Source organism: Variovorax sp. WS11 (assembly GCF_010499245.1).
GTDB lineage: Bacteria > Pseudomonadota > Gammaproteobacteria > Burkholderiales > Burkholderiaceae_C > Variovorax.
Genome location: NZ_JAAGOW010000002.1, coordinates 453,628 through 472,035, shown reverse-complemented (window position 1 = coordinate 472,035; position 18,408 = coordinate 453,628). Strand labels below are relative to the sequence as shown.

12 protein-coding genes and 2 pseudogenes are annotated in these 18,408 nt (G+C 68.2%); 12 read left to right on the top strand and 2 right to left on the bottom strand.

Annotated elements, in window-relative coordinates; genetic code table 11:
- Positions 1-162: 162 nt before the first annotated feature.
- The 3 genes and pseudogenes from GXN78_RS22750 to GXN78_RS22740 all read left to right on the top strand — a co-directional run.
- The gene (locus tag GXN78_RS22750; RefSeq protein ID WP_106557174.1) at positions 163-1,371 is read left to right on the top strand and encodes a urate hydroxylase PuuD; all 1,209 of its coding nucleotides are present in this window, start codon (positions 163-165) and stop codon (positions 1,369-1,371) included.
- 56 nt (positions 1,372-1,427) lie between these two features.
- The gene (locus GXN78_RS22745) at positions 1,428-2,756 is read left to right on the top strand and encodes a glycerate kinase (RefSeq protein ID WP_106557173.1); all 1,329 of its coding nucleotides are present in this window, start codon (positions 1,428-1,430) and stop codon (positions 2,754-2,756) included.
- 2,627 nt (positions 2,757-5,383) lie between these two features.
- A pseudogene (locus GXN78_RS22740) lies at positions 5,384-6,376 on the top strand (substrate-binding domain-containing protein); the annotation flags it as partial.
- 9 nt (positions 6,377-6,385) lie between these two features.
- On the opposite strand, the gene GXN78_RS22735 reads toward GXN78_RS22740, so the two are convergent.
- The gene (locus GXN78_RS22735; RefSeq protein WP_164255668.1) at positions 6,386-7,291 is read right to left on the bottom strand and encodes a LysR family transcriptional regulator; all 906 of its coding nucleotides are present in this window, start codon (positions 7,289-7,291) and stop codon (positions 6,386-6,388) included.
- Positions 7,292-7,404: 113 nt separating this feature from the next.
- Between GXN78_RS22735 and GXN78_RS22730 the strand changes: the two genes are divergently transcribed.
- Genes GXN78_RS22730 through GXN78_RS22710 form a run of 5 tightly spaced genes read left to right on the top strand, consistent with a single transcriptional unit; the run spans position 7,405 to position 12,431 of the window.
- Positions 7,405-8,277 carry a CoA ester lyase gene (locus tag GXN78_RS22730; RefSeq protein ID WP_106557169.1) on the top strand — a complete coding sequence of 291 codons (873 nt, stop codon included), beginning with the start codon at positions 7,405-7,407 and terminating at the stop codon, positions 8,275-8,277.
- Between the two features lie 51 nt (positions 8,278-8,328).
- Positions 8,329-9,336, top strand: a complete 1,008-nt coding sequence (locus tag GXN78_RS22725) for a tripartite tricarboxylate transporter substrate binding protein (protein ID WP_239142864.1) — start codon at positions 8,329-8,331, stop codon at positions 9,334-9,336.
- Entirely contained in the window at positions 9,333-10,211 is an 879-nt protein-coding gene (locus GXN78_RS22720) for an amidohydrolase family protein (protein WP_239142863.1), read from the top strand. The genes GXN78_RS22725 and GXN78_RS22720 overlap by 4 nt, the downstream gene beginning before the upstream one ends.
- A 23-nt stretch (positions 10,212-10,234) precedes the next feature.
- Positions 10,235-11,215 carry a tripartite tricarboxylate transporter substrate binding protein gene (locus GXN78_RS22715; RefSeq protein WP_106557167.1) on the top strand — a complete coding sequence of 327 codons (981 nt, stop codon included), beginning with the start codon at positions 10,235-10,237 and terminating at the stop codon, positions 11,213-11,215.
- A gap of 16 nt (positions 11,216-11,231) precedes the next feature.
- Positions 11,232-12,431 carry a CoA transferase gene (locus GXN78_RS22710; protein ID WP_164255666.1) on the top strand — a complete coding sequence of 400 codons (1,200 nt, stop codon included), beginning with the start codon at positions 11,232-11,234 and terminating at the stop codon, positions 12,429-12,431.
- Positions 12,432-12,669: 238 nt separating this feature from the next.
- On the opposite strand, the pseudogene GXN78_RS41410 reads toward GXN78_RS22710, so the two are convergent.
- Positions 12,670-13,212, bottom strand: a pseudogene (locus GXN78_RS41410) (TetR/AcrR family transcriptional regulator); the annotation flags it as partial.
- A 108-nt stretch (positions 13,213-13,320) separates the two neighbouring features.
- On the opposite strand from GXN78_RS41410, the gene GXN78_RS22700 reads away from it, so the two are divergent.
- The 4 genes from GXN78_RS22700 to GXN78_RS22685 are packed head-to-tail and all read left to right on the top strand — an operon-like array spanning position 13,321 to position 18,395.
- A complete protein-coding gene (locus tag GXN78_RS22700) occupies positions 13,321-14,346 on the top strand; it encodes an HlyD family efflux transporter periplasmic adaptor subunit (RefSeq protein WP_106557164.1) in 1,026 nt (341 codons plus the stop codon).
- An 11-nt stretch (positions 14,347-14,357) separates the two neighbouring features.
- A complete protein-coding gene (locus tag GXN78_RS22695) occupies positions 14,358-16,100 on the top strand; it encodes an ATP-binding cassette domain-containing protein (RefSeq protein ID WP_239142862.1) in 1,743 nt (580 codons plus the stop codon).
- A 31-nt stretch (positions 16,101-16,131) separates the two neighbouring features.
- Positions 16,132-17,253 carry an ABC transporter permease gene (locus GXN78_RS22690; protein WP_106557162.1) on the top strand — a complete coding sequence of 374 codons (1,122 nt, stop codon included), beginning with the start codon at positions 16,132-16,134 and terminating at the stop codon, positions 17,251-17,253.
- Positions 17,254-17,264: 11 nt separating this feature from the next.
- Positions 17,265-18,395, top strand: coding sequence for an ABC transporter permease (locus GXN78_RS22685; protein ID WP_106557161.1), 1,131 nt, complete (start codon positions 17,265-17,267; stop codon positions 18,393-18,395).
- The last annotated feature ends 13 nt before the right edge of the window (positions 18,396-18,408 follow it).

Sequence of the window (18,408 nt, the reverse complement as noted above, 5' to 3'; positions counted from 1 at the left end):
CAAGCCTGCGCCGCAAAAAATCCTCGAATCCATCGCCGAAAGTGTATACACTCCAGTCCACAAGCCGCAGCGGAGCGAGGCCTTTCAAGGGGCCTGCGTTCGCGGCCCTTTCTCTGCTTACAGCGCCCGCAGTGGTGAGCAGTCCAAACCAAGGTTGAGCACATGGAAAGCTACTACCTCGACTGGGCCAATCTGCTGCTGCGCTGGGTCCACGTCATCACCGCCATCGCCTGGATCGGCGCCTCCTTCTACTTCGTGATGCTGGACAACAGCCTCGAGAAGCCGCAGGACCCGGAGTCGCTCGACAAGGGCGTCGGCGGCGAGCAGTGGGCCGTGCACGGCGGCGGCTTCTACAACATGCAGAAGTACGCGCTGGCGCCTAAGAAGCTGCCGGACCACCTGCATTGGTCCTACTGGGAAAGCTACTCCACCTGGATCACCGGCTTCGCGCTCTTCACGATGTCCTATCTGTGGAACGCGAGCACCTACCTGATCGACAAGTCCAAGATGGACTGGCAGCCCGGCGCCGCCATCGGCGTGGCGCTGGCCTTCTTCGTCGTCTTCTGGATGGTCTACGACGCCATCTGCCAGATCTTCGGCCAGCGCAAGAACGGCGACACCATCGTCGGCGTGCTGGTGGCGGTCTTCATCGCATTCGCCACCTGGCTAGCCTGCCAGTGGTTCGCCGGCCGCGCCGCCTTCCTGCTGGTGGGCGCGATGATGGCCACGACCATGAGCGGCAACGTCTTCTTCTGGATCATCCCGGGCCAGCGCAAGAACGTGCAGGCGCTGCGCGAGGGCCGGCCGGTCGACCCGATCCACGGCGCGCGCGGCAAGCAGCGCAGCGTGCACAACACCTACTTCACGCTGCCGGTGCTGTTCGCGATGCTGAGCAACCACTACAGCTTCACCTACACGCACAAGTACAACTGGATCGTGCTGCTGCTGATCATGCTGGGCGGCGCGGCGATCCGGCAGTTCTTCGTGGTGCGGCACCGCTTCAAGCTGGGCAATGCGGGCAACCCGCTGCCCTACGCGATGGTCGGCGTCGTGGTGCTGGGCCTGTCGATCGTCTGGATGCGGCCCGAGCCCGCTGCCGCGCCGATGGCCAGCGCCGCCGCGTCGCAGAAGGTGGCCTTCGGCGACGTCAAGAAGGTGCTGGAGCAGCGCTGCTACATGTGCCACGGCGCCCAGGTGCAGATGAAGAACGTGCGCCTCGACACGCCCGACCAGGTCACCGCGCATGCGCAGGGCGTCTACCAGCAGGCGGTGGTCACCAAGATCATGCCGATGAACAACTCCACCGGCATGACCGACGCCGAGCGCGCCCTGATCGCCAAGTGGTTCGAGGGCGGCGCGAAGACCAATTAGCACGCTCGGGCGCCGCGGCTCGCCGTGGACAATCGGGCAACGGAGACCGAAACCCCATGAACGCATCCCAAGCCCTGCCCGATCCCCACGCCGCGCCGCGCGACTTCCTCGAACAGCTCTACCGCATCGCGGTCCGGCGCGCGCTGCCGCTGGACAGCATGGGCGAGCACCTGCCCAAGCCGCCCAAGGGCCGCACCCTGGTGCTTGGCGCCGGCAAGGCCGGCGGCTCGATGGCGCAGGCGCTGGAGGCCCTGTGGCCGGCCGATGCGGCGCTCTCGGGCTTGGTCGTCACGCGCTACGACCACATCCCGCCGCGGCCCGAGGGCCTGGCGAAGCGCATCGAGATCGTCGAGGCCGCGCATCCGGTGCCGGACGAAGCCGGGCTGAAGGCGGCCGAGCGCATTCTTGCGTTGACGCAGGGCCTCACGGCCGACGACCTGGTGCTGTGCCTCATCTCCGGCGGCGGCTCGGCGCTGCTCACGCTGCCGGCCGAAGGGCTCACGCTGCCGGACAAGCAGCGCATCAACAAGCAACTGCTCGAATCGGGCGCGCACATCGGCGAGATGAACTGCGTGCGCAAGCATCTTTCGCGCATCAAGGGGGGCCGGCTGGCCGCGGCCTGCGGGCCGGCGAAGGTGGTGACGCTCACCATCAGCGACGTGCCCGGCGACGACCCGGCCGTGATCGCCAGCGGCCCCACCGTGCCTGACGCGACGACCTGCGCCGATGCGCTGGCCATCCTCGATCGCTATCGCATCGAGGTGCCGCCGGCCGTGCGGGCGCAGCTCGAAAGCGGCGCGCTCGAAACGCCCAAGCCCGACGACGCCATCTTCAAAGGCCATGTGACGCACCTGATCGCCACGCCGCAGCAGTCGCTCGAAGCCGCGGCCGCGGCGGCGCGTGCAGCCGGCATCGAGGCCCACATCCTCAGCGACGAAATGGAAGGCGAGTCGCGCGAGGTCGGCAAGGTGCATGGCGCACTGGCGCGCGCCGTGGCGCTGCGCAGTGCGCCCTTTGCCAAGCCCTGCGTGATCCTGTCGGGCGGCGAGACCACGGTCACCATCCGGCCGCGCCAGCCAGGCCAAGCCAAGGGCCGCGGCGGCCGTGCTGGCGAGTTCTGCCTGGGTCTCGCGGGCGCGCTGGCGGGACAGAAGAAGGTGTGGGCCCTGGCGGCCGACACCGACGGCATCGACGGCGTGGAAGACAACGCCGGCGCTTTCGTCACGCCCGACACCCTGGCGCGCGCCGAAGCGGCGGGGCGCAAACTGGCCGACCACCTGGATCGCAACGATGCCTACGGGTACTTCGATGCGATCGGGGATCTCTGCGTGACGGGGCCGACGCATACCAACGTCAACGATTTCCGGGCCTTGCTGGTGCTGTAGCGCTCTTGTTCTCTGCGACCCCGCCTTGTTCCCTCTCCCTCTGGGAGAGAGCTAGGGTGAGGGCGCCGGGCCTCCGTATCGGCGCGCAATCGCGTTCACACGAGCCAGGCCATCTTTGTGGATCAGATCTACGTCTTCGTCGACGCCAAGTTCCATAGTTGTTCCCACTCTTTTTCGTTGAACGCGGCTGGAGGACTCTCACGCGGAAGGCTGACGAGCGCTGTGTACAGCCTCACGCCTTGTTCCTGAGGGCACTTCTCTATCCACTCGAGCGTGCTTTGTGCCAGTACCTTGTCCCTTACAACCGCGCGCATGACGTTGCTCAACGCATCGTCGGACAACAAGGGTTTGTCGGTCACGCGGCGTTGCAGCATGGCACTCAGGGCTTTCTGGATCAGCCAGCCGTCCAGCCTGGCGCTCGCAAGGCCATCGATGCCCTCTATGGGACCGCCTGGCTCGGCGTTTGCAGCGACGGCATCGATGGCCATGACTGCGAGCCGTAGATCCGGATCACGGTCCTGAAAGAGGCTTGAATCCGGCGTCATGATCAACAGCAGCCTCCAGCCGGGAAGCCATTGATGCAGATGCGTCGCACATTCACGCAACTGCTCAGGGTCGAATCGAATACTCGCCATTCGCTGTTCCAGGCGCCTCGAATCCCGGAGGGCAGCCTGAAGATCGACGCGATGCGCGAGTGCCTTGAATACCGGGACGACTGTGGTGGCGTCGCTCAAGTTCGCCCCCAACAGGTAGTCGATCACCGCTTGTGCGAGCCATTGTTGGCCTTGATCCGTCCCCAGGAGGAAGTCGAGTTCGAAGGAAAGATCGGAATGGCAGAGCGCCGGTAGTGCAGTGGCCACCCGGCCGCGCAGGTCGTGGCCTGGAGCTTCAAGTTTTTCAAGCAGCATTGAAATGAACTTTGGTGCCCCGACCAGCGAGCTGACCGTCGCTGCGAGTTCCTTGTGGCGCGGCTCGCCGGTCACGACGAGCATGAGCGCGATGTCGTGCGCCACCGAGGTCTGCTTCTTCGCTGCTTCGTCATCTTCCGGTTCTGTCCTCTGGCGCTCGCGAACCTGAATTCCGACCTCTGCAAGCTTGTCGACGGCGACCTCGAGCAGTCTTGCTGAGGCCGCGGCGCGAAACGCGAGGTCCTGCGAATCACGGATCATCTCTGCGGCTTCGTGCAAGTTCCCGGCGCGCATCGCGTTCCGAAAATCCCGGGCCTTGGCGTTGGCCTTCAGAGCCTCATTGCTCATTTGCTGAATCTTTTGATCAGCGGGAGAGAGTTTGTCCAGTGCGATCTGGAACCTCAGTTCTACGCTGAAGGCCACCTCGATCTGCGCGCAAATTTCGCTAGCGGCTTCGTCCCACTGCCCGGGCAATCCAATCAACGCCCGCGTGATGCGCGATCTCAGCCTGATGGCGAGGTGTGTGTCGATTTCGTTGGACAGCGATGCAAGTTCGCGCAGGCGATTCACGTTCTCGACGGAGCGCTCCGCCACCACTTGGTCCACTGCGACGCGCAGGACCCTGCTTCGCAAGCTGCCCGGTAAATCCTCAAGCAATCGCCTCGTCATGACCGGCAGCCGTGCCAGCTTGAAGAGATCGCCATGACTTTGATCCAGGGTGGTCAAGGCGGGCCAGACAAGGCATTTCATCGCCAGCGCCTTGGCAGGATCAAGATCGCCAGCGATCGACAGAAGCGAGCGCAGCCCTGTTTCGCGTGCATTCGCACCCAGCGCCACGATGTGTTTCCGCATCATGCGCACGGCGTCGATGAACAGGGGGTTGTCCAAATCCTTGAACATGTTTTTGGTGAGCGGCGACAACTCGCTCAGAAAGCGTGGCCTTGCCTTTGGTGAGCAAGACGACAGTAGCGTGAAGAAACGAGAATAGTCCTTGCGGGCCAACGCACCACCTGCCCCTATGCCCAACGTCTCGTCGATGGCTTCGCGAACTTCCGTCGCGTCGCAGGCCATCAAACCGGGGAATTCCTGGAACAGTTTCAGCAGCGCCATCGGTCTGCACATGCGTATTAGCGTGCCAGCCGCGGTGAAGTTGCACAGGTCCAGCAAGAAGTCCATGGCTTTGGCAATGGAGTCGAGCGCTGTCGCGCCCAGCTGCGCCGTTGCAACGATCTCGGTGTCGTGCACTTCCAGGCCCTTGATCCCTGTCAGGCACTCCTGCACAGCTTTCCAACGATTGCCGCAGCCCTCACTCTGCAGAGGCTTGAGCGGCTGGGATGGCTGGCTTGGCTGGATGCGCGGCAAGCGTCTATCGGACCTTGGCGACAAGGCCAATCGAGGAGAAAGAACCTCTTTCAAATCCGGCCGTAGTGGCGGGCTGGCCTGTGTCAGATCGAGCGTGAGCGGCAGGCGCGAGGTGCTCGCATTCGGTGGTGTAAGTTGTCTTTGGGTAGAGTTCATGATGTTTTGTCCGTGACGTTCATTGGTCATCGTGATGGCCCCGCTGTGCGCCTCACGAGCCCGAAGTAGGTGACGGCTCATTCGTTTTGGTTCCATAACGATCGAGCCGCATGCTTCCTCGCCTCGAGCTCGGCGCGTTGAGATTTGCATGTGAATAGGCCCTAGACTTCGAGCCCTTGCAACGACATGGGAGAGACATCGATGATCCAGAAACCTTTCCGTTCTGCCGTGGCCCTGGCATTCATGATGGCCACCGCCAGCGCATCCGCCCAAGACAAGCAAACGATCATCACGATCGTCAAGGTGAGCGGCATCCCCTGGTTCAAGCGGATGGAAGAGGGCGTCAAGGCGTTCGGTGGATCTTCGTCCGGTGTCAGCACCAGTCAGGTCGGGCCGACCGAAGCGGCCGCGGCACCGCAACTCAAGTTGATCGAAGAAGCGGTGGACAGAAAGGTCGACGCGATCGCCATCGTGCCCACGGATCCGGCGGCCATCGAAGAAGTGGCAAGGCGGGCCATGCAGAGCGGCATCGTCGTGGTGACCCACGAGGCCGACAACCAGAAGAACACCATGGCCGACATCGAAGCCTTCGACAACGCCGCCTTCGGTGCCAGCCTGAACGAGCGCATGGCCCAGTGCATGGGTCACGCCGGCAAGTGGACCTCCTTCGTCGGCACACGCGGCAGCCGCACCCATGTGCAGTGGACCGATGGCGGTGCAGCCAACGCCAGGAAGCACGCAGGCATGCTTCTGGTAGATGCCCTGAACGAATCCAACGACGACGCGGACAAGGCATATGAAAAGGCCAGGGAAATCCTGAAGAAGCACCCCGACATCAAGGGCTTCCAAGGCTCGGCGTCGAGCGACGTCATCGGCATCGGCCGCGCTGTCGAAGAGGCCGGGCTGCAGGGCAAGACATGCGTCTACGGCACGGGCCTGCCCAGCCGGACGGCCAAGCTGCTCGAATCGGGCGCGGTGAAAGGCATCGGCTTCTGGGACCCGAAGAACGCCGGCCTGGCGATGAACCGCGTGGCAAAGCTGCTGCTGGACAAGAAGCCCATCACCGACGGGATGGACCTGGGCGTGCCGGGTTACGACAAGGTGATCGTCAAGAAGGGGGCAGGCGGCGGATTGCTGATCATCGGAAAGGCCGACGTGATCGCCGACAAGAGCACCTACAGGTCCTACCCGTTCCTGAGCATTTTAACGCCCCCACGCCTCGCCGCCCCCTGCAGCCCACCGGAAACAAGGCCATCGCCTCCTCCCACGCACCGCCTCCACCAGCCGCAACCGCAGCGAGGCCCGCGACCAGATCAGCCCGAGGCGCCGCGGCTCGAAGGGAAGCGGAAGCGGAATCCGCGCCAGCCGCAATCCTTCGGGCCAGGGCCGAATCCAGTCCGGCACCAGCGAGACACCCAGCCCGCGGTCCACCATCACCGCGATCGCCCCCAGCGCATTGAGCTCGAAGCGCTCGCGCGGCTTGATGCCGGCCTTGCGCAAGTACTGCTCGGCCTGCCGGCCGCCCCACTGCGTGCGGTCGTAGCGGATCAGCGGCTGGGTCGCCAGCAGCTCGTGCGGATCGGCGTTGGCCCATCGGGCGGGCGCCAGCACCACCAGCGGCTCCTCGCGCAGCAGCTGCCAGCCCAGGGCCTTGGGAAGCGCCACCGGCGACTGCAGCACGATGGCGGCATCGAGCTCGCCGCGCTGCACCGCCGGGTGCATGTCCATCGAGTAGCCGGGCTGCACGTACACGCTCACGCCCGGATAGCGCTTCACCAGCCCGGCCAGGATGTCCGGCACCATGCCCAGCAGCGCATTGGGGCCGGCGCCCAGGCGCAGGTCGCCCGACAGCGTCGCGTCGTTGGCCACCGTGCGCAGGTCGGCCACCTGGCCCAGCAGCTCGCGGGCGCGCTCGACGATGCGGTCGCCCGACTCGGTGGGCGTCACCGTGCGGCCCAGGCGCTTGACGAGCGGCGTGCCCATCTCCCGTTCCAGCGCGCGCACCTGCTGGCCCACCGCCGCGGGCGTGAGGTTGAGCCGGCGTGCGGCTTCGGCCATCGAGCCGTGCTCGACCACGGCCACGAAGCTCCTGAGGAAGTCGGTGTTCAAGGCGTGCCTCCGGACCATGAAGAAAAACTACCTTCTGAAGATAGCACCAGGTGGTTTTTCTTTTCGATACGCGAGCGCAGACTCGGCCGCAAATCTTCTGGAGACAGACAAGCATGCGCAGCAAGCTCTTCGTTCCCGGCTCGCGCCCGGAACTCTTCACCAAGGCGTTGTCGGGCCCCGCCGATGCCCTGTCCTTCGATCTCGAGGATGCCGTGGCCGAGGAGCGCAAGGCCGAGGCGCGAAGCCTGATCGGCGAGCTGCTGCGCTCGCCGGCCGCGCAGGCCTCGGGCAAGACGCTGATCGTGCGCGTCAACGCGATCGACACGGCGCATTTCGAAGCCGACGTCGCGGCCGTCGTGTGCGAGGGCCTGCACCTGCTGAACCTGCCCAAGGCCGAGTCCGTCGAGCAGGTGCGCGCCGCCGCGGCTGCGCTGGAGGCGGCCGAGCGTGCCAACGGCGTGAGCCGGCCGGTGCGGTTGATGCTCAACGTCGAGTCACCGCGCGGCCTGCGCGAGGCCGCCGCAATGGCGCAGGCGCATGCGCGCGTGGCCGGCCTGCAGCTCGGATTCGGCGATCTCTTCGAGCCGCTGGGCATCGCGCGCCGCGACACGGCCAACGTACACGCGGCGATGTTCGCGATGCGCATGGCGGCGGGGGAGGCCAATGTGTTCGCCTACGACGCGGCCTTCGCCGACGTGCAGGACGCACCGGGCTATCTGGCCGAGGCCGAGATGGCGCGCCGCCTCGGCTACCTGGGCAAGAGCTGCATCCACCCCAGCCAGATCGCGCTGGCGCACCAGGTGTTCCGCCCGCCGCAGGCCGAAATCGAGCGCGCGCTGCGCATCGTCGAGGCCGCGCGCGATGCGCAGGCCCGCGGCGTGGGCGCGTACATGGTGGATGGCCGCATGGTGGACGGCCCCTTCGTGCGCGGCGCCGAGGCCGTGCTCGCCGACGCACGGCGGCTGGGCCTGCTGCCCCAGGGCTGACTGAGCACAGCGCACCGATCGATTTCGAACCACAAGCAAACCGGAGACGACATGACTTTTGCTGGCCCCTTCCTTTCCTCCCCCATCGGCATGCGCCGCGTCGCGGGCGCACTGGCGGCGCTGCTCGGCGCCGCGGCCTTCTGCGCCGGCGCCTCGGCGCAGGAGGCCTGGCCCGCGCGCCCGATCACCATCGTCGTGCCCTATCCGGCCGGCGGTTCCAACGACGTGTTCGCGCGGGCCATCGGCCGGCGCCTGGCGGAGGTGCTGGGCCAGCCGGTGCTCATCGACAACAAGCCCGGCGCCGGCGGCACGCTGGGCACCGGCATCGTGGCCAAGGCGCCGGCCGACGGCTACACGCTGGCGGCGGTGTCCTCCAGCTTCGTCACCAATGCCGCCGTGCAGCCGCGCCTGCCCTTCGATCCGGTGAAGAGCTTCGCGCCGGTGGCCATGATGGCGCAGGGTCCCTTCGTGGTCGCGGTGCGCGCCGACCTGCCCGCGAAGACGCCCGCGGAGTTGGTGGCGCTGGCCAAGCAGCGGCCCGGCAAGCTCAACTACGCTTCCTCCGGCCCGGGCAGCACCAACCAGTTCGCGACCGAGCTGCTCAAGTCGAGCGCCGGCGTCTTCATCACCCACATCCCCTATCGCGGCATGGCGCCCGCGACCACCGACCTGATGGGCGGCAATGTCGACGTGCTGATCGCGAGCGGCCCCTCGCTGCAGCCGGCACTGCGCTCGGGCAAGGTGCGCGCGGTCGGCATCACCAGCGCGAAGCCGTCGGCCACCGCGCCCGAGCTGGCGCCGATGGCGCAGGCCATTCCCGGCTACAGCTTCGGCATCTGGTGGGGCATGCTGGCGCCGGCGGGCACGCCGCCTGCCGTGGTTCAGCGTCTCAACAGCGAGATCAACAAGATCGTCGAAGGGCCGGAGATGAAGGCCTTCCTGCTGCGCGAGGGCGCCGAGCCCGCGGGCCTGACGCCGGCGCAGTTCGCCGCGCAGATCCAGCGCGAGATCCCGTACTGGCAGAAGGTGGCCAAGGACGCCGGCATCTCGACCGAATGATGACGAGCGAGGCCTTTCCCAACTCGTCCGGCAGCGCGCCGCCGCGCGACGCGCTGCCGGACGATGCCTGCGACGCGCACATCCATGTGTTCGACGCGCGCTTCGCCGAGGCGCCCGGCGAGAAGCTGACGGCCACGCCCGTGCAGGCCACGGCCGCCGACTACCGCGCGATCCGACGCCGCCTGGGCACGCGCCGCGCGGTGGTGGTGCAGCCGCGCGCCTACGGCACCGATAACAGCGCGACGCTGGACGCGATCCAGCAGCTGGGCGCGGCCCACACGCGCGGCATCGCGGTGCTGACGCCCGAGGCCAGCGACGCCGAGCTGCGCCGCCTCGACGCCGGCGGCATCCGCGGCCTGCGACTCACGCTGCATGCCGCCGCCGGCGCACCCACGCGCTTCGACATGCTGATGCCGCTGGCCGAGCGCATCGCGCCGCTGGGCTGGCATCTGCAGCTGCACTTCCAGGCAGCGCAGATCGCGGCGCATGCGGACGTGCTGCGGCAGGTGCCGTGTCCGATCGTGTTCGACCACCTGGCGCGCCTGCCGGTGGGCGGCGAGCACGCGGAGCCCGCTTTTGCGCTGGTGCGGGAACTGCTCGAGAAGGAGCGTGCCTGGGTCAAGCTCAGCGGCGCCTACCTCAACACGCGCAGCGGCGCGCCCGGCTATGCCGACACCATCGAGACCGCACGCGCCCTGGTGCGCATCGCCCCCGAGCGCCTGGTGTGGGGCAGCGACTGGCCGCATGCCACCGAGGAAACGCACAAGCCCGACGATGCCCGGCTGCTCGATCTGCTCGGCGACTGGGTCCCCGACACCGCCACCCGCACCACCATCCTGGCCCACAACCCGGCGCGCCTCTACGGTTTCGCCTGAACCTTCACAGAGATCCCGACACCATGTCCCTCATCCGCCGCCATGGCCTTCTTGCACTCGCGTCCTGCGCCGCACTGCTGGCGCTCGCCCCGCGCGCTCACGCGCAGGCCGACTACCCCAACCGCCCCGTGCGCCTGATCGTCCCCATCGCGGCCGGCCAGGCCACCGACATACTCGCGCGCGTGGTGGCCGAGCAGCTCTCGCGCTCGCTGGGCCAGCCCTTCGTGGTGGAGAACAAGGCGGGTGCCGGCACGACGATCGGCACCGACTTCGTCGCCAAGGCCGCACCCGACGGCTACACGCTGCTGATGGCCACCAGCGCCGGCTTCGCCGCGGCGCCCGCGCTCTACGCGAAGCTGCCCTACGACCCGGTGCGCGACTTCGCGCCGGTCTCCAACGTGGGCCTGGTGATCCAGACGATGGTCGCCAGCCGCGAGGCGCCCTTCGACAACCTGCAGCAGTTCATCGCCAAGGCCAAGGGCGGCTCGATGAGCTACGCCTCGGCGGGCAACGGCTCGACCTCGCACCTGGCGACCGAGATGTTCCTGCACCAGGCCGGCGTGCAGGCCGTGCACGTGCCCTTCAAGGGCGCGGCGGAGGCGCAGCCGCAGCTGATCGGCGGGCAGGTGCAGTTCATGTTCGATGCGCTGCCGGCGGTGCTGCCGCAGGTGCGCGCCGGCAAGCTCAAGGTGATCGGCGTCGGCTCTGCGCAGCGCACGCCGCTGCTGCCCGAGGCACCGACCCTGGCCGAGCAGGGGCTCAAGGGCTTCGAGGCCGTGGGCTGGATCGGCCTGGCCGCACCGGCGAAGACGCCGCCCGCCGTGCTGGACAAGCTCAACCAGGAAGTGCAACGCGCGCTGGCCACGCCCGAGATGCAGGAGCGGCTGAAGGCGTTGTCCTTCACGCCGGCGGCGGATACGCGCGAGCATTTCGCTCGCTTCATCGCAAGCGAGATCGGCAAGTGGGGCCAGGCAGCGAAGAATGCGCGCATCGCCCCCCAGTGAACCGGAGGACATTCCCATGACGACGACGAACCAGGCAGACGAGGCGCAGCGCGGTCCGCTCACGGGCATCCGCGTGCTCGACCTCAGCGCCTACATCGCCGGGCCCTACGGCTGCACGCTGCTTGCCGACATGGGCGCGGAGGTGGTCAAGATCGAGCCGCCCAGCGGCGACAACCTGCGCAAGTACCCGTCCACGCTGGAGGCCGAGAGTCGCGCCTTCATCGGCGTCAACCGCAACAAGAAGGGCCTGGCACTGGACCTCAAGAAGCCCGAGGGCCTGGAGGTGCTGCACCGGCTGCTGGCGAAGGCCGACGTGCTGGTGCACAACTTCAGGCCTTCGGTGCCGCCGCGCCTGGGCATCGGCTACGAGCAGCTGCGCGAGCGCTATCCGGCGCTGGTCTACTGCGCCGTCACCGGCTATGGCGAGGAGGGCCCGCTGAAGGACAAGGCCGGCTACGACCAGGTGCTGCAGAGCATGACCGGCATCTGCGCCATGCAGGGCAAGGCGGGCGGGCCGCCGGAGATCGTCTACGGCTCGGTGGTCGACTACTACGCGGCCTCGATGCTTGCGATGGGCGTGAGCGCCGCGCTGGTGGAGCGCGCGCGCAGCGAGCGCGGGCAGTACGTGGGCGTGTCGCTGCTGCGCAGTGCGCTGGCAATGCAGTCGGCGCGCCTGGTGTGGGCCGACGGCGAGGGCCGCGAGGTGGGGCGCGACATGCGCTCGGGCGGCGTGACCGGGCTGCACCCGACGCGCGAGGGCCACCTGTACCTGTCGGCCAACACGGCGCATTTCTGGGCTGCGCTGTGCGAGCGCACCGGGCTGCAGGCGCTGGCCGCGGACCCGCGCTACGACACGGTGCGCAAGCGCGCGCAGCATGCGGCGGAGATCGTGCCGCAGCTGCGCGCCGCGCTGCAGCAGCACAGTGCGCTCGAGTGGGAGGCGATCTTCGGCGAGGCCGTGCCCTGCGCGGCGGCGCGTGCGGTCGAGGACATGTTCGTGGACGAGCAGGTGCTGGCCGAGCAGATGGTGTCGCACTTCAGCCATCCGGAGGTGGGCGGCTATCGCGGGTTCGACAAGCCGGTCAAGTTCGGCAGCACGCCGGGGCCGAAGGCCTTCGCGTCGCCGGGGTTCGGGCAGCATGCGGCGGACATCCTCGCGGCGCATGGGTATGGACGCGGCTGCGGGCGTTGGAGTGTTGCCGGGCGGATGGGGTAGGGACTCCTCTCGAAGGCCCGGTGCTCACCCCAGCCCCTCCCCGGAAGGGGAGGGAGTCAAACGGATCCGGTTTTGTCCTCCTTTTCCACCCGGGAGAGGGCGCAGCCCGATGCGCCTTCGCGAGCGCCTCCAGCCCCGCGAGCACATAGCGCATCAGGTCCTCGAACATTCCCTCGCCGTCCTTCGCCATCGCCGGCAGCACCTTGCGCGGGATCTCCTTCGGTGCCACCAGCATCACGATGCAGGGCAGCACCGAGAACACCAGCGCGCGCTGAACGGCAGGATGGTCCAGCGGCAGCTCCAGGATTTGCGCGATCAGCCCGAGCAGCAGCTTCGCCTTGGGCTTGACCGCCTTCTCGACCAAGGCCGGCGCCAGCGCCCCCGGCGACATCACCTCGCGCAGCATCACGCGAAAGCCCCAGGGCGCGCTCTCGCGCGAAGAGGGCGCCAGCATGTGCCCGAGCAGCGCGCGCAGCTTGTCGCGCGGATCGCCGAGCGCGCGCGTCATCTCGACCAGTTCGTCCACGCTCACGATCTGCCGGTGCGCCTCGATCAGCACCTCCTCGTACAAGGCCTCGCGGCTGCCGAAGTGGTAGTTGATCGACGCCATCGGCGTGCCGGCGCGCTCGCAGATCTCCTTGCTGGTGGCGTCGGCATAGCCGCGCTCGGCGAACACCTGGCCGGCGGTCTGCAACAGTAGCGCGCGGGTGGCGGTGCCGTCCGGACGCGGTGCGCGCGCCGTGCGCGCGGCGGGAGATTTCTTTCGAGAGGCTGTGGGCATGGCGAGGGAATGGGATCGCCCGGAACTCGGGATTAGTTTGAATTTAAATTCAAATTCGCTAAGATCCAGTCTACTGCATCGACGACACCCTGGCGAGAAAGCCCATCCATGAACAAGAAACCCCTCATCCTCGGCGGCATCGTGATCGTGGCGGCGCTCGTTGCGGCCGCGTGGTACTTCAACCGCCAACCCGCGGACGCCTCGAGCCTCGTGCTGTACGGCAACGTCGACCAGCGCCAGGTCTCGCTGGCCTTCAACGGCAGCGATCGCATCGGCAAGCTCAACGTGGAGGAGGGCGACCGCGTCAAGGCCGGCCAGGTGCTCGGCGAGCTCGACACCCGCACGCTGAAGCTGCGCGCCGCGCAGGCCCAGGCGCAGATCGGCGTGCAGGAGCAAGCCCTGCTGCGCCTGAAGAGCGGCAGCCGCCCCGAAGAGGTTGCTCAGGCCCGCGGCAGCGTGGCCGCCGCCCAGGCCGATGCCGACCTGGCCGCGCAACAGCTGGAGCGCCTGCAGGGCATCCGCCAGACCACCGCCGGCCGTGCCGTCAGCCAGCAGGACCTGGACAGCGCCCTGGCCCGCCGCAAGGTTGCGCAGGCGCAGCTGGAGAACGCGCGCAAGGCCCAGCAGCTGGTGGTGACCGGCCCGCGCAAGGAAGACATCGCGCAAGCCCAGGCCCAGCTCGAGGTGGCGCGCGCCGAGCTCGCGCTGCTCAACCGCCAGCTCGAAGAGGCCGAGCTGCGCGCCCCCATCGACGCCGTGGTGCGCGCCCGCCTGATGGAGCCGGGCGACATGGCCTCGCCGCAGCGCCCCGTCTACACGCTCGCCATCACCGACCCGAAATGGGTGCGCGCCTATGTGGCCGAGGCCGACCTCGGCCGCGTCAGGCCCGGCATGGCCGCCGCGCTGAGCATCGACAGCCAGCCAGGGCAGCCCTTGTCCGGCAAGGTGGGTTACATCTCCTCCGTCGCCGAGTTCACGCCCAAGACCGTGCAGACCGAGGAGCTGCGCAGCAGCCTGGTCTACGAAATCCGCGTGCTGGCCGACGACAAGGAGGATCGCCTGCGACTGGGCATGCCGGTCACCGTGCGCCTATCGCTGAACGGTAACGCGACGCCCGTCGCCGCGGGGCGCTGATGAACGCCGCCATGCCCGCGCTCGTGGGCCATGGCCTGCACAAGCGCTTCGAGCTCAAGGGCACGAAGCGCACGGTGCAGGCGCTCGCCGACGTGTCGCTGGACATCCCCGCCGGCACGCTCAGCGCGCTGGTCGGCCCCGACGGCGCCGGCAAGACCACGCTGCTGCGCCTCGCCGCCGGCCTGATGCGCGCCGACCAGGGCACGCTGCAGGTGCTCGGCATCGACGTTGCGGCCGACCCGCAGGCCGTGCAGGACCGCATCAGCTACATGCCGCAGCGCTTCGGCCTCTACGAGGACCTGAGCGTGCAGGAGAACCTCGACCTCTACGCCGACCTGCACGGCGTGCCGAAGAAGGAGCGCACCGAGCGCTATGCGCGCCTGATGGAGATGACCGACCTCGGCCGCTTCACCGCGCGCCCCGCAGGCAAGCTCTCCGGCGGCATGAAGCAGAAGCTGGGCCTGGCCTGCACGCTGGTGCGTTCGCCCGAGCTGCTGCTGCTCGACGAGCCCACCGTGGGCGTGGACCCGCTTTCGCGCCGCGAGCTGTGGGAGATCGTGCGGCAGCTGGTCGACGACGAGCGGCTCAGTGTGATCGTCAGCACCGCCTACCTCGACGAGGCGGAGCGGTGCTCACGGGTCTTCGTGCTGCACGAGGGCCGCCTGCTCGCGCAGGGCGCGCCGCAGGCGCTTCGCGACAACGCGCGCGATCTCTGCTTCATCGCGAAGCCGCCGCAGGGCATGCCCGCGCGCACCCTGCAGGCGAAGCTGCTGGATGCGCCCGCCACCATCATCGATGCCGTGCCGCAGGGCGGCGAGGTGCGCCTGATCCGCCAGCCCGCGGCCGACACCGACGCGCTGGCCGCGCTGCTCGACGGCGCCCCCTGCGAGCCCGTGCCCGCGCGCCTGGAGGACGGGTTCATGGTGCTGCTGCGTGCCCAACAGCAGCAGAAGAGCGCGGCACCGAGCGCGACGGCCGCCGGCGTGACGGTGCCCGGCGATGCCGACGAAACCGTGATCGAGGTCAAGGACCTGGTGCGCACCTTCGGCGACTTCACCGCCGTCGCCAGCACCAGCTTCAGCGTGCGCCGCGGCGAGATCTTCGGCTTGCTGGGCCCCAACGGCGCAGGCAAGACCACCACCTTCCGCATGCTGTGCGGCCTTCTGCCCGCGAGCAGCGGCTTCCTGCAGGTGGCCGGCGTCAACCTGCGCCATGCGCGGGCGCAGGCGCGCGCGCGCATCGGCTACGTCTCGCAGAAATTCGCGCTCTACGGCAACCTCACGGTGCAGGAGAACCTGGAGTTCTTCGGCGGCGCCTACGGCCTGCGCGGCGCGCGACTGCGCGAGCGCATGCAGGCCGTGCTCGATCAGTTCGAGCTGCGGGGCCAGGAGCAGTCCGCCAGCGGCCTGCTGCCCGGCGGCTTCAAGCAGCGCTTGGCGATGGCCACCGGCCTGCTGCACGAGCCCGAGATCCTCTTCCTCGACGAGCCCACCAGCGGCACCGATCCGCTCGCGCGGCGCGAGTTCTGGCGCCGCATCACCGCGCTGGCCGAGGCCGGCGTGACGGTGATCATCACCACCCACTTCATGGAAGAGGCCGAGTACTGCGACCGCATCGTCATCCAGGACGCCGGCCGGCTGCTCGCCATCGGCACGCCGCAGGAGGTGCGGCAGCAGGCGGGCCGCGCGCCGGACATGGAAGAGGCCTTCATCGGCATCGTGACCCAGTCGCGCGAACGGAGGGCCGCGACATGAGCAGCGTTCAGTTGGGACGGGAGCCTGACCAATGAGCGGATTCCATACACGCCTCGCCGCCCTCACGCGCAAGGAAACGCGCCAGCTGCTGCGCGACCCGGCCAGCATCGCGATCGGCGTCCTGCTGCCCATCATCCTGATCCTGATCTTCGGCTTCGGCCTCTCGCTGGACGTGAAGAACGCACCCTTGGCGGTGGTGATGGAGGACAGCTCGCCTACCGCGATGGACGCCGTCGCCGGCCTGCAGCTCACGCCCTACATCTCGCCCGTGATGCTGGGCTCGATGCACGATGCCGAGCTGCTGATGCGCGAGCGCCGGGTCGACGGCATCGTGCGCGTGCCCGGCGACTTCTCGCGCCGGCTGGCGGCGGGCGATGGGCGCATCCAGCTGCTGGTGCACGGCGCCGACGCCGGCCGCGCCAGCATCGTGCTGCGCTACGCGACGGCCGCTCTGCAGCAGAACGCCCAACGCCAGGCCGACCGCGGCCAGCCCGCAGCCGCCATCGGCCGCGTGAGCGTCGAGCAGCGCCTGTGGTTCAACACCGCCAACACCAGCACCTGGTACCTGGTGCCGGGCCTGATCGTGCTGATCATGACGCTGGTCGGAGCCTTCCTCACGGCGCTGGTGATGGCGCGCGAATGGGAGCGCGGCACGCTGGAGGCGCTGTTCGTCACGCCGGTGCGCCCGGTCGAGATCCTGCTGGCGAAGATCATTCCCTACTTCGGCGTCGGCATGGTCGGCCTGGCGCTGTGCCTGCTGGCCGCGCGCTTCCTCTTCGAGGTGCCGATGGTCGGTTCGCTCGCGCTGCTGGTGCTGTGCGCCATGCTCTACATGCTGGTGGCGGTGGGCATCGGGCTTGTGATCTCGGCGGTCACGCGCAACCAGTTCCTGGCCAGCCAGGTTGCGCTGCTCGCGAGCTTCCTGCCCTCGCTGATGCTGTCGGGCTTTCTCTTCGACCTGCGCAACGTGCCCACCGCAGTGCGCGTGGTGGGGCAGGTGCTGCCGGCCACCTACTTCATGGAGCTGATCCGCACGATCTTCCTGGCCGGCGACGTCTGGCCGCTGGTGCTGCGCAACGGCGCCATCCTCATCGCCTACGCCGTGCTGCTGCTCGGCGTGGCGCGCGCGACCACGCGCAAGACACTCGACTGAGGCCGACCGCCATGAATGCTTCCTTCATCGACACCGTGCTGCGCATCCTCAACCTCTGCCGCAAGGAATTCCTGGCTGTGCTGAAGGACCCGGCCAGCCGCGCCATCCTGATCGTGCCCGCGCTCATGCAGAGCCTGCTCTTCGGCTATGCGGCCACCTACGACCTCAACCAGGCCGACTACGCGCTGCTCGACCAGAGCCACAGCGCGGCCTCGACCGCGCTGGTCGTGCGGCTGGAAGGCACCGGCATCTTCCACCGCGCCGCGACGCTGCGCACGCCGGCGGACATCGAGCGCGTCATCGATGCGCAGGATGCCTTGTTCGTGCTCCACATCGGCCCGCGCTTCGAGCAGCAGATGCAGGCCGGCGAAGAGGCTGCCGTCCAGCTCATCGTGGACGCGCGCAACTCCAACACCGCCGGCTCCGCCGCCGGCTACGTGAGCGCGGTGGTGGCCGACTTCAACGCGCAGTGGCGCGCGCAGCACGGCGGTGCGCAGGCGCCGGTGCGCATCGATTCGCGCGCCTGGTACAACCCCAACCTCGAGACCCGCTGGAACCTGATGCCCGGCATGATCGCCGCGCTCAGCATGCTGCAGACCCTGCTGCTCACGGCTCTCTCGGTCGCGCGCGAGCGGGAGCAGGGCACCTTCGACCAGCTGCTGGTCACGCCGCTCACGCCCACCGAGATCATGATCGGCAAGGCCGTGCCGCCGGTGCTGATCGGGCTGGTGCAGTCCACCATCGTGCTGGGCGTCACCTTGCTGTGGTTCAAGGTGCCGATGGCCGGCTCCTTCGTCACGCTCTACGCGGGCCTGCTCTGCTTCACCATCGCCAGCGTCGGCATCGGGCTGTCGATCTCGGCGGTGTCGGCCAACATGCAGCAGGCCATGCTCTACACCTTCGTGCTGATCATGCCGCTGATGCTGCTGTCGGGCCTGACCACGCCGGTGCGCAACATGCCCGAGGCGCTGCAGATCGCAACGCTCGCCAACCCGCTGCGCTTCGCCATCGACCTGGTGCAGCGCGTGTACCTCGAGGGCGTGGGCCTGCTCACCGTCTGGCACAACCTCATCCCCCTGGTCGTCATCGCGGCCGTCACGCTGCCGCTGGCGGCCTGGCTGTTCCGCCATCGTCTTGTATGAAAGAGAGCGCGAC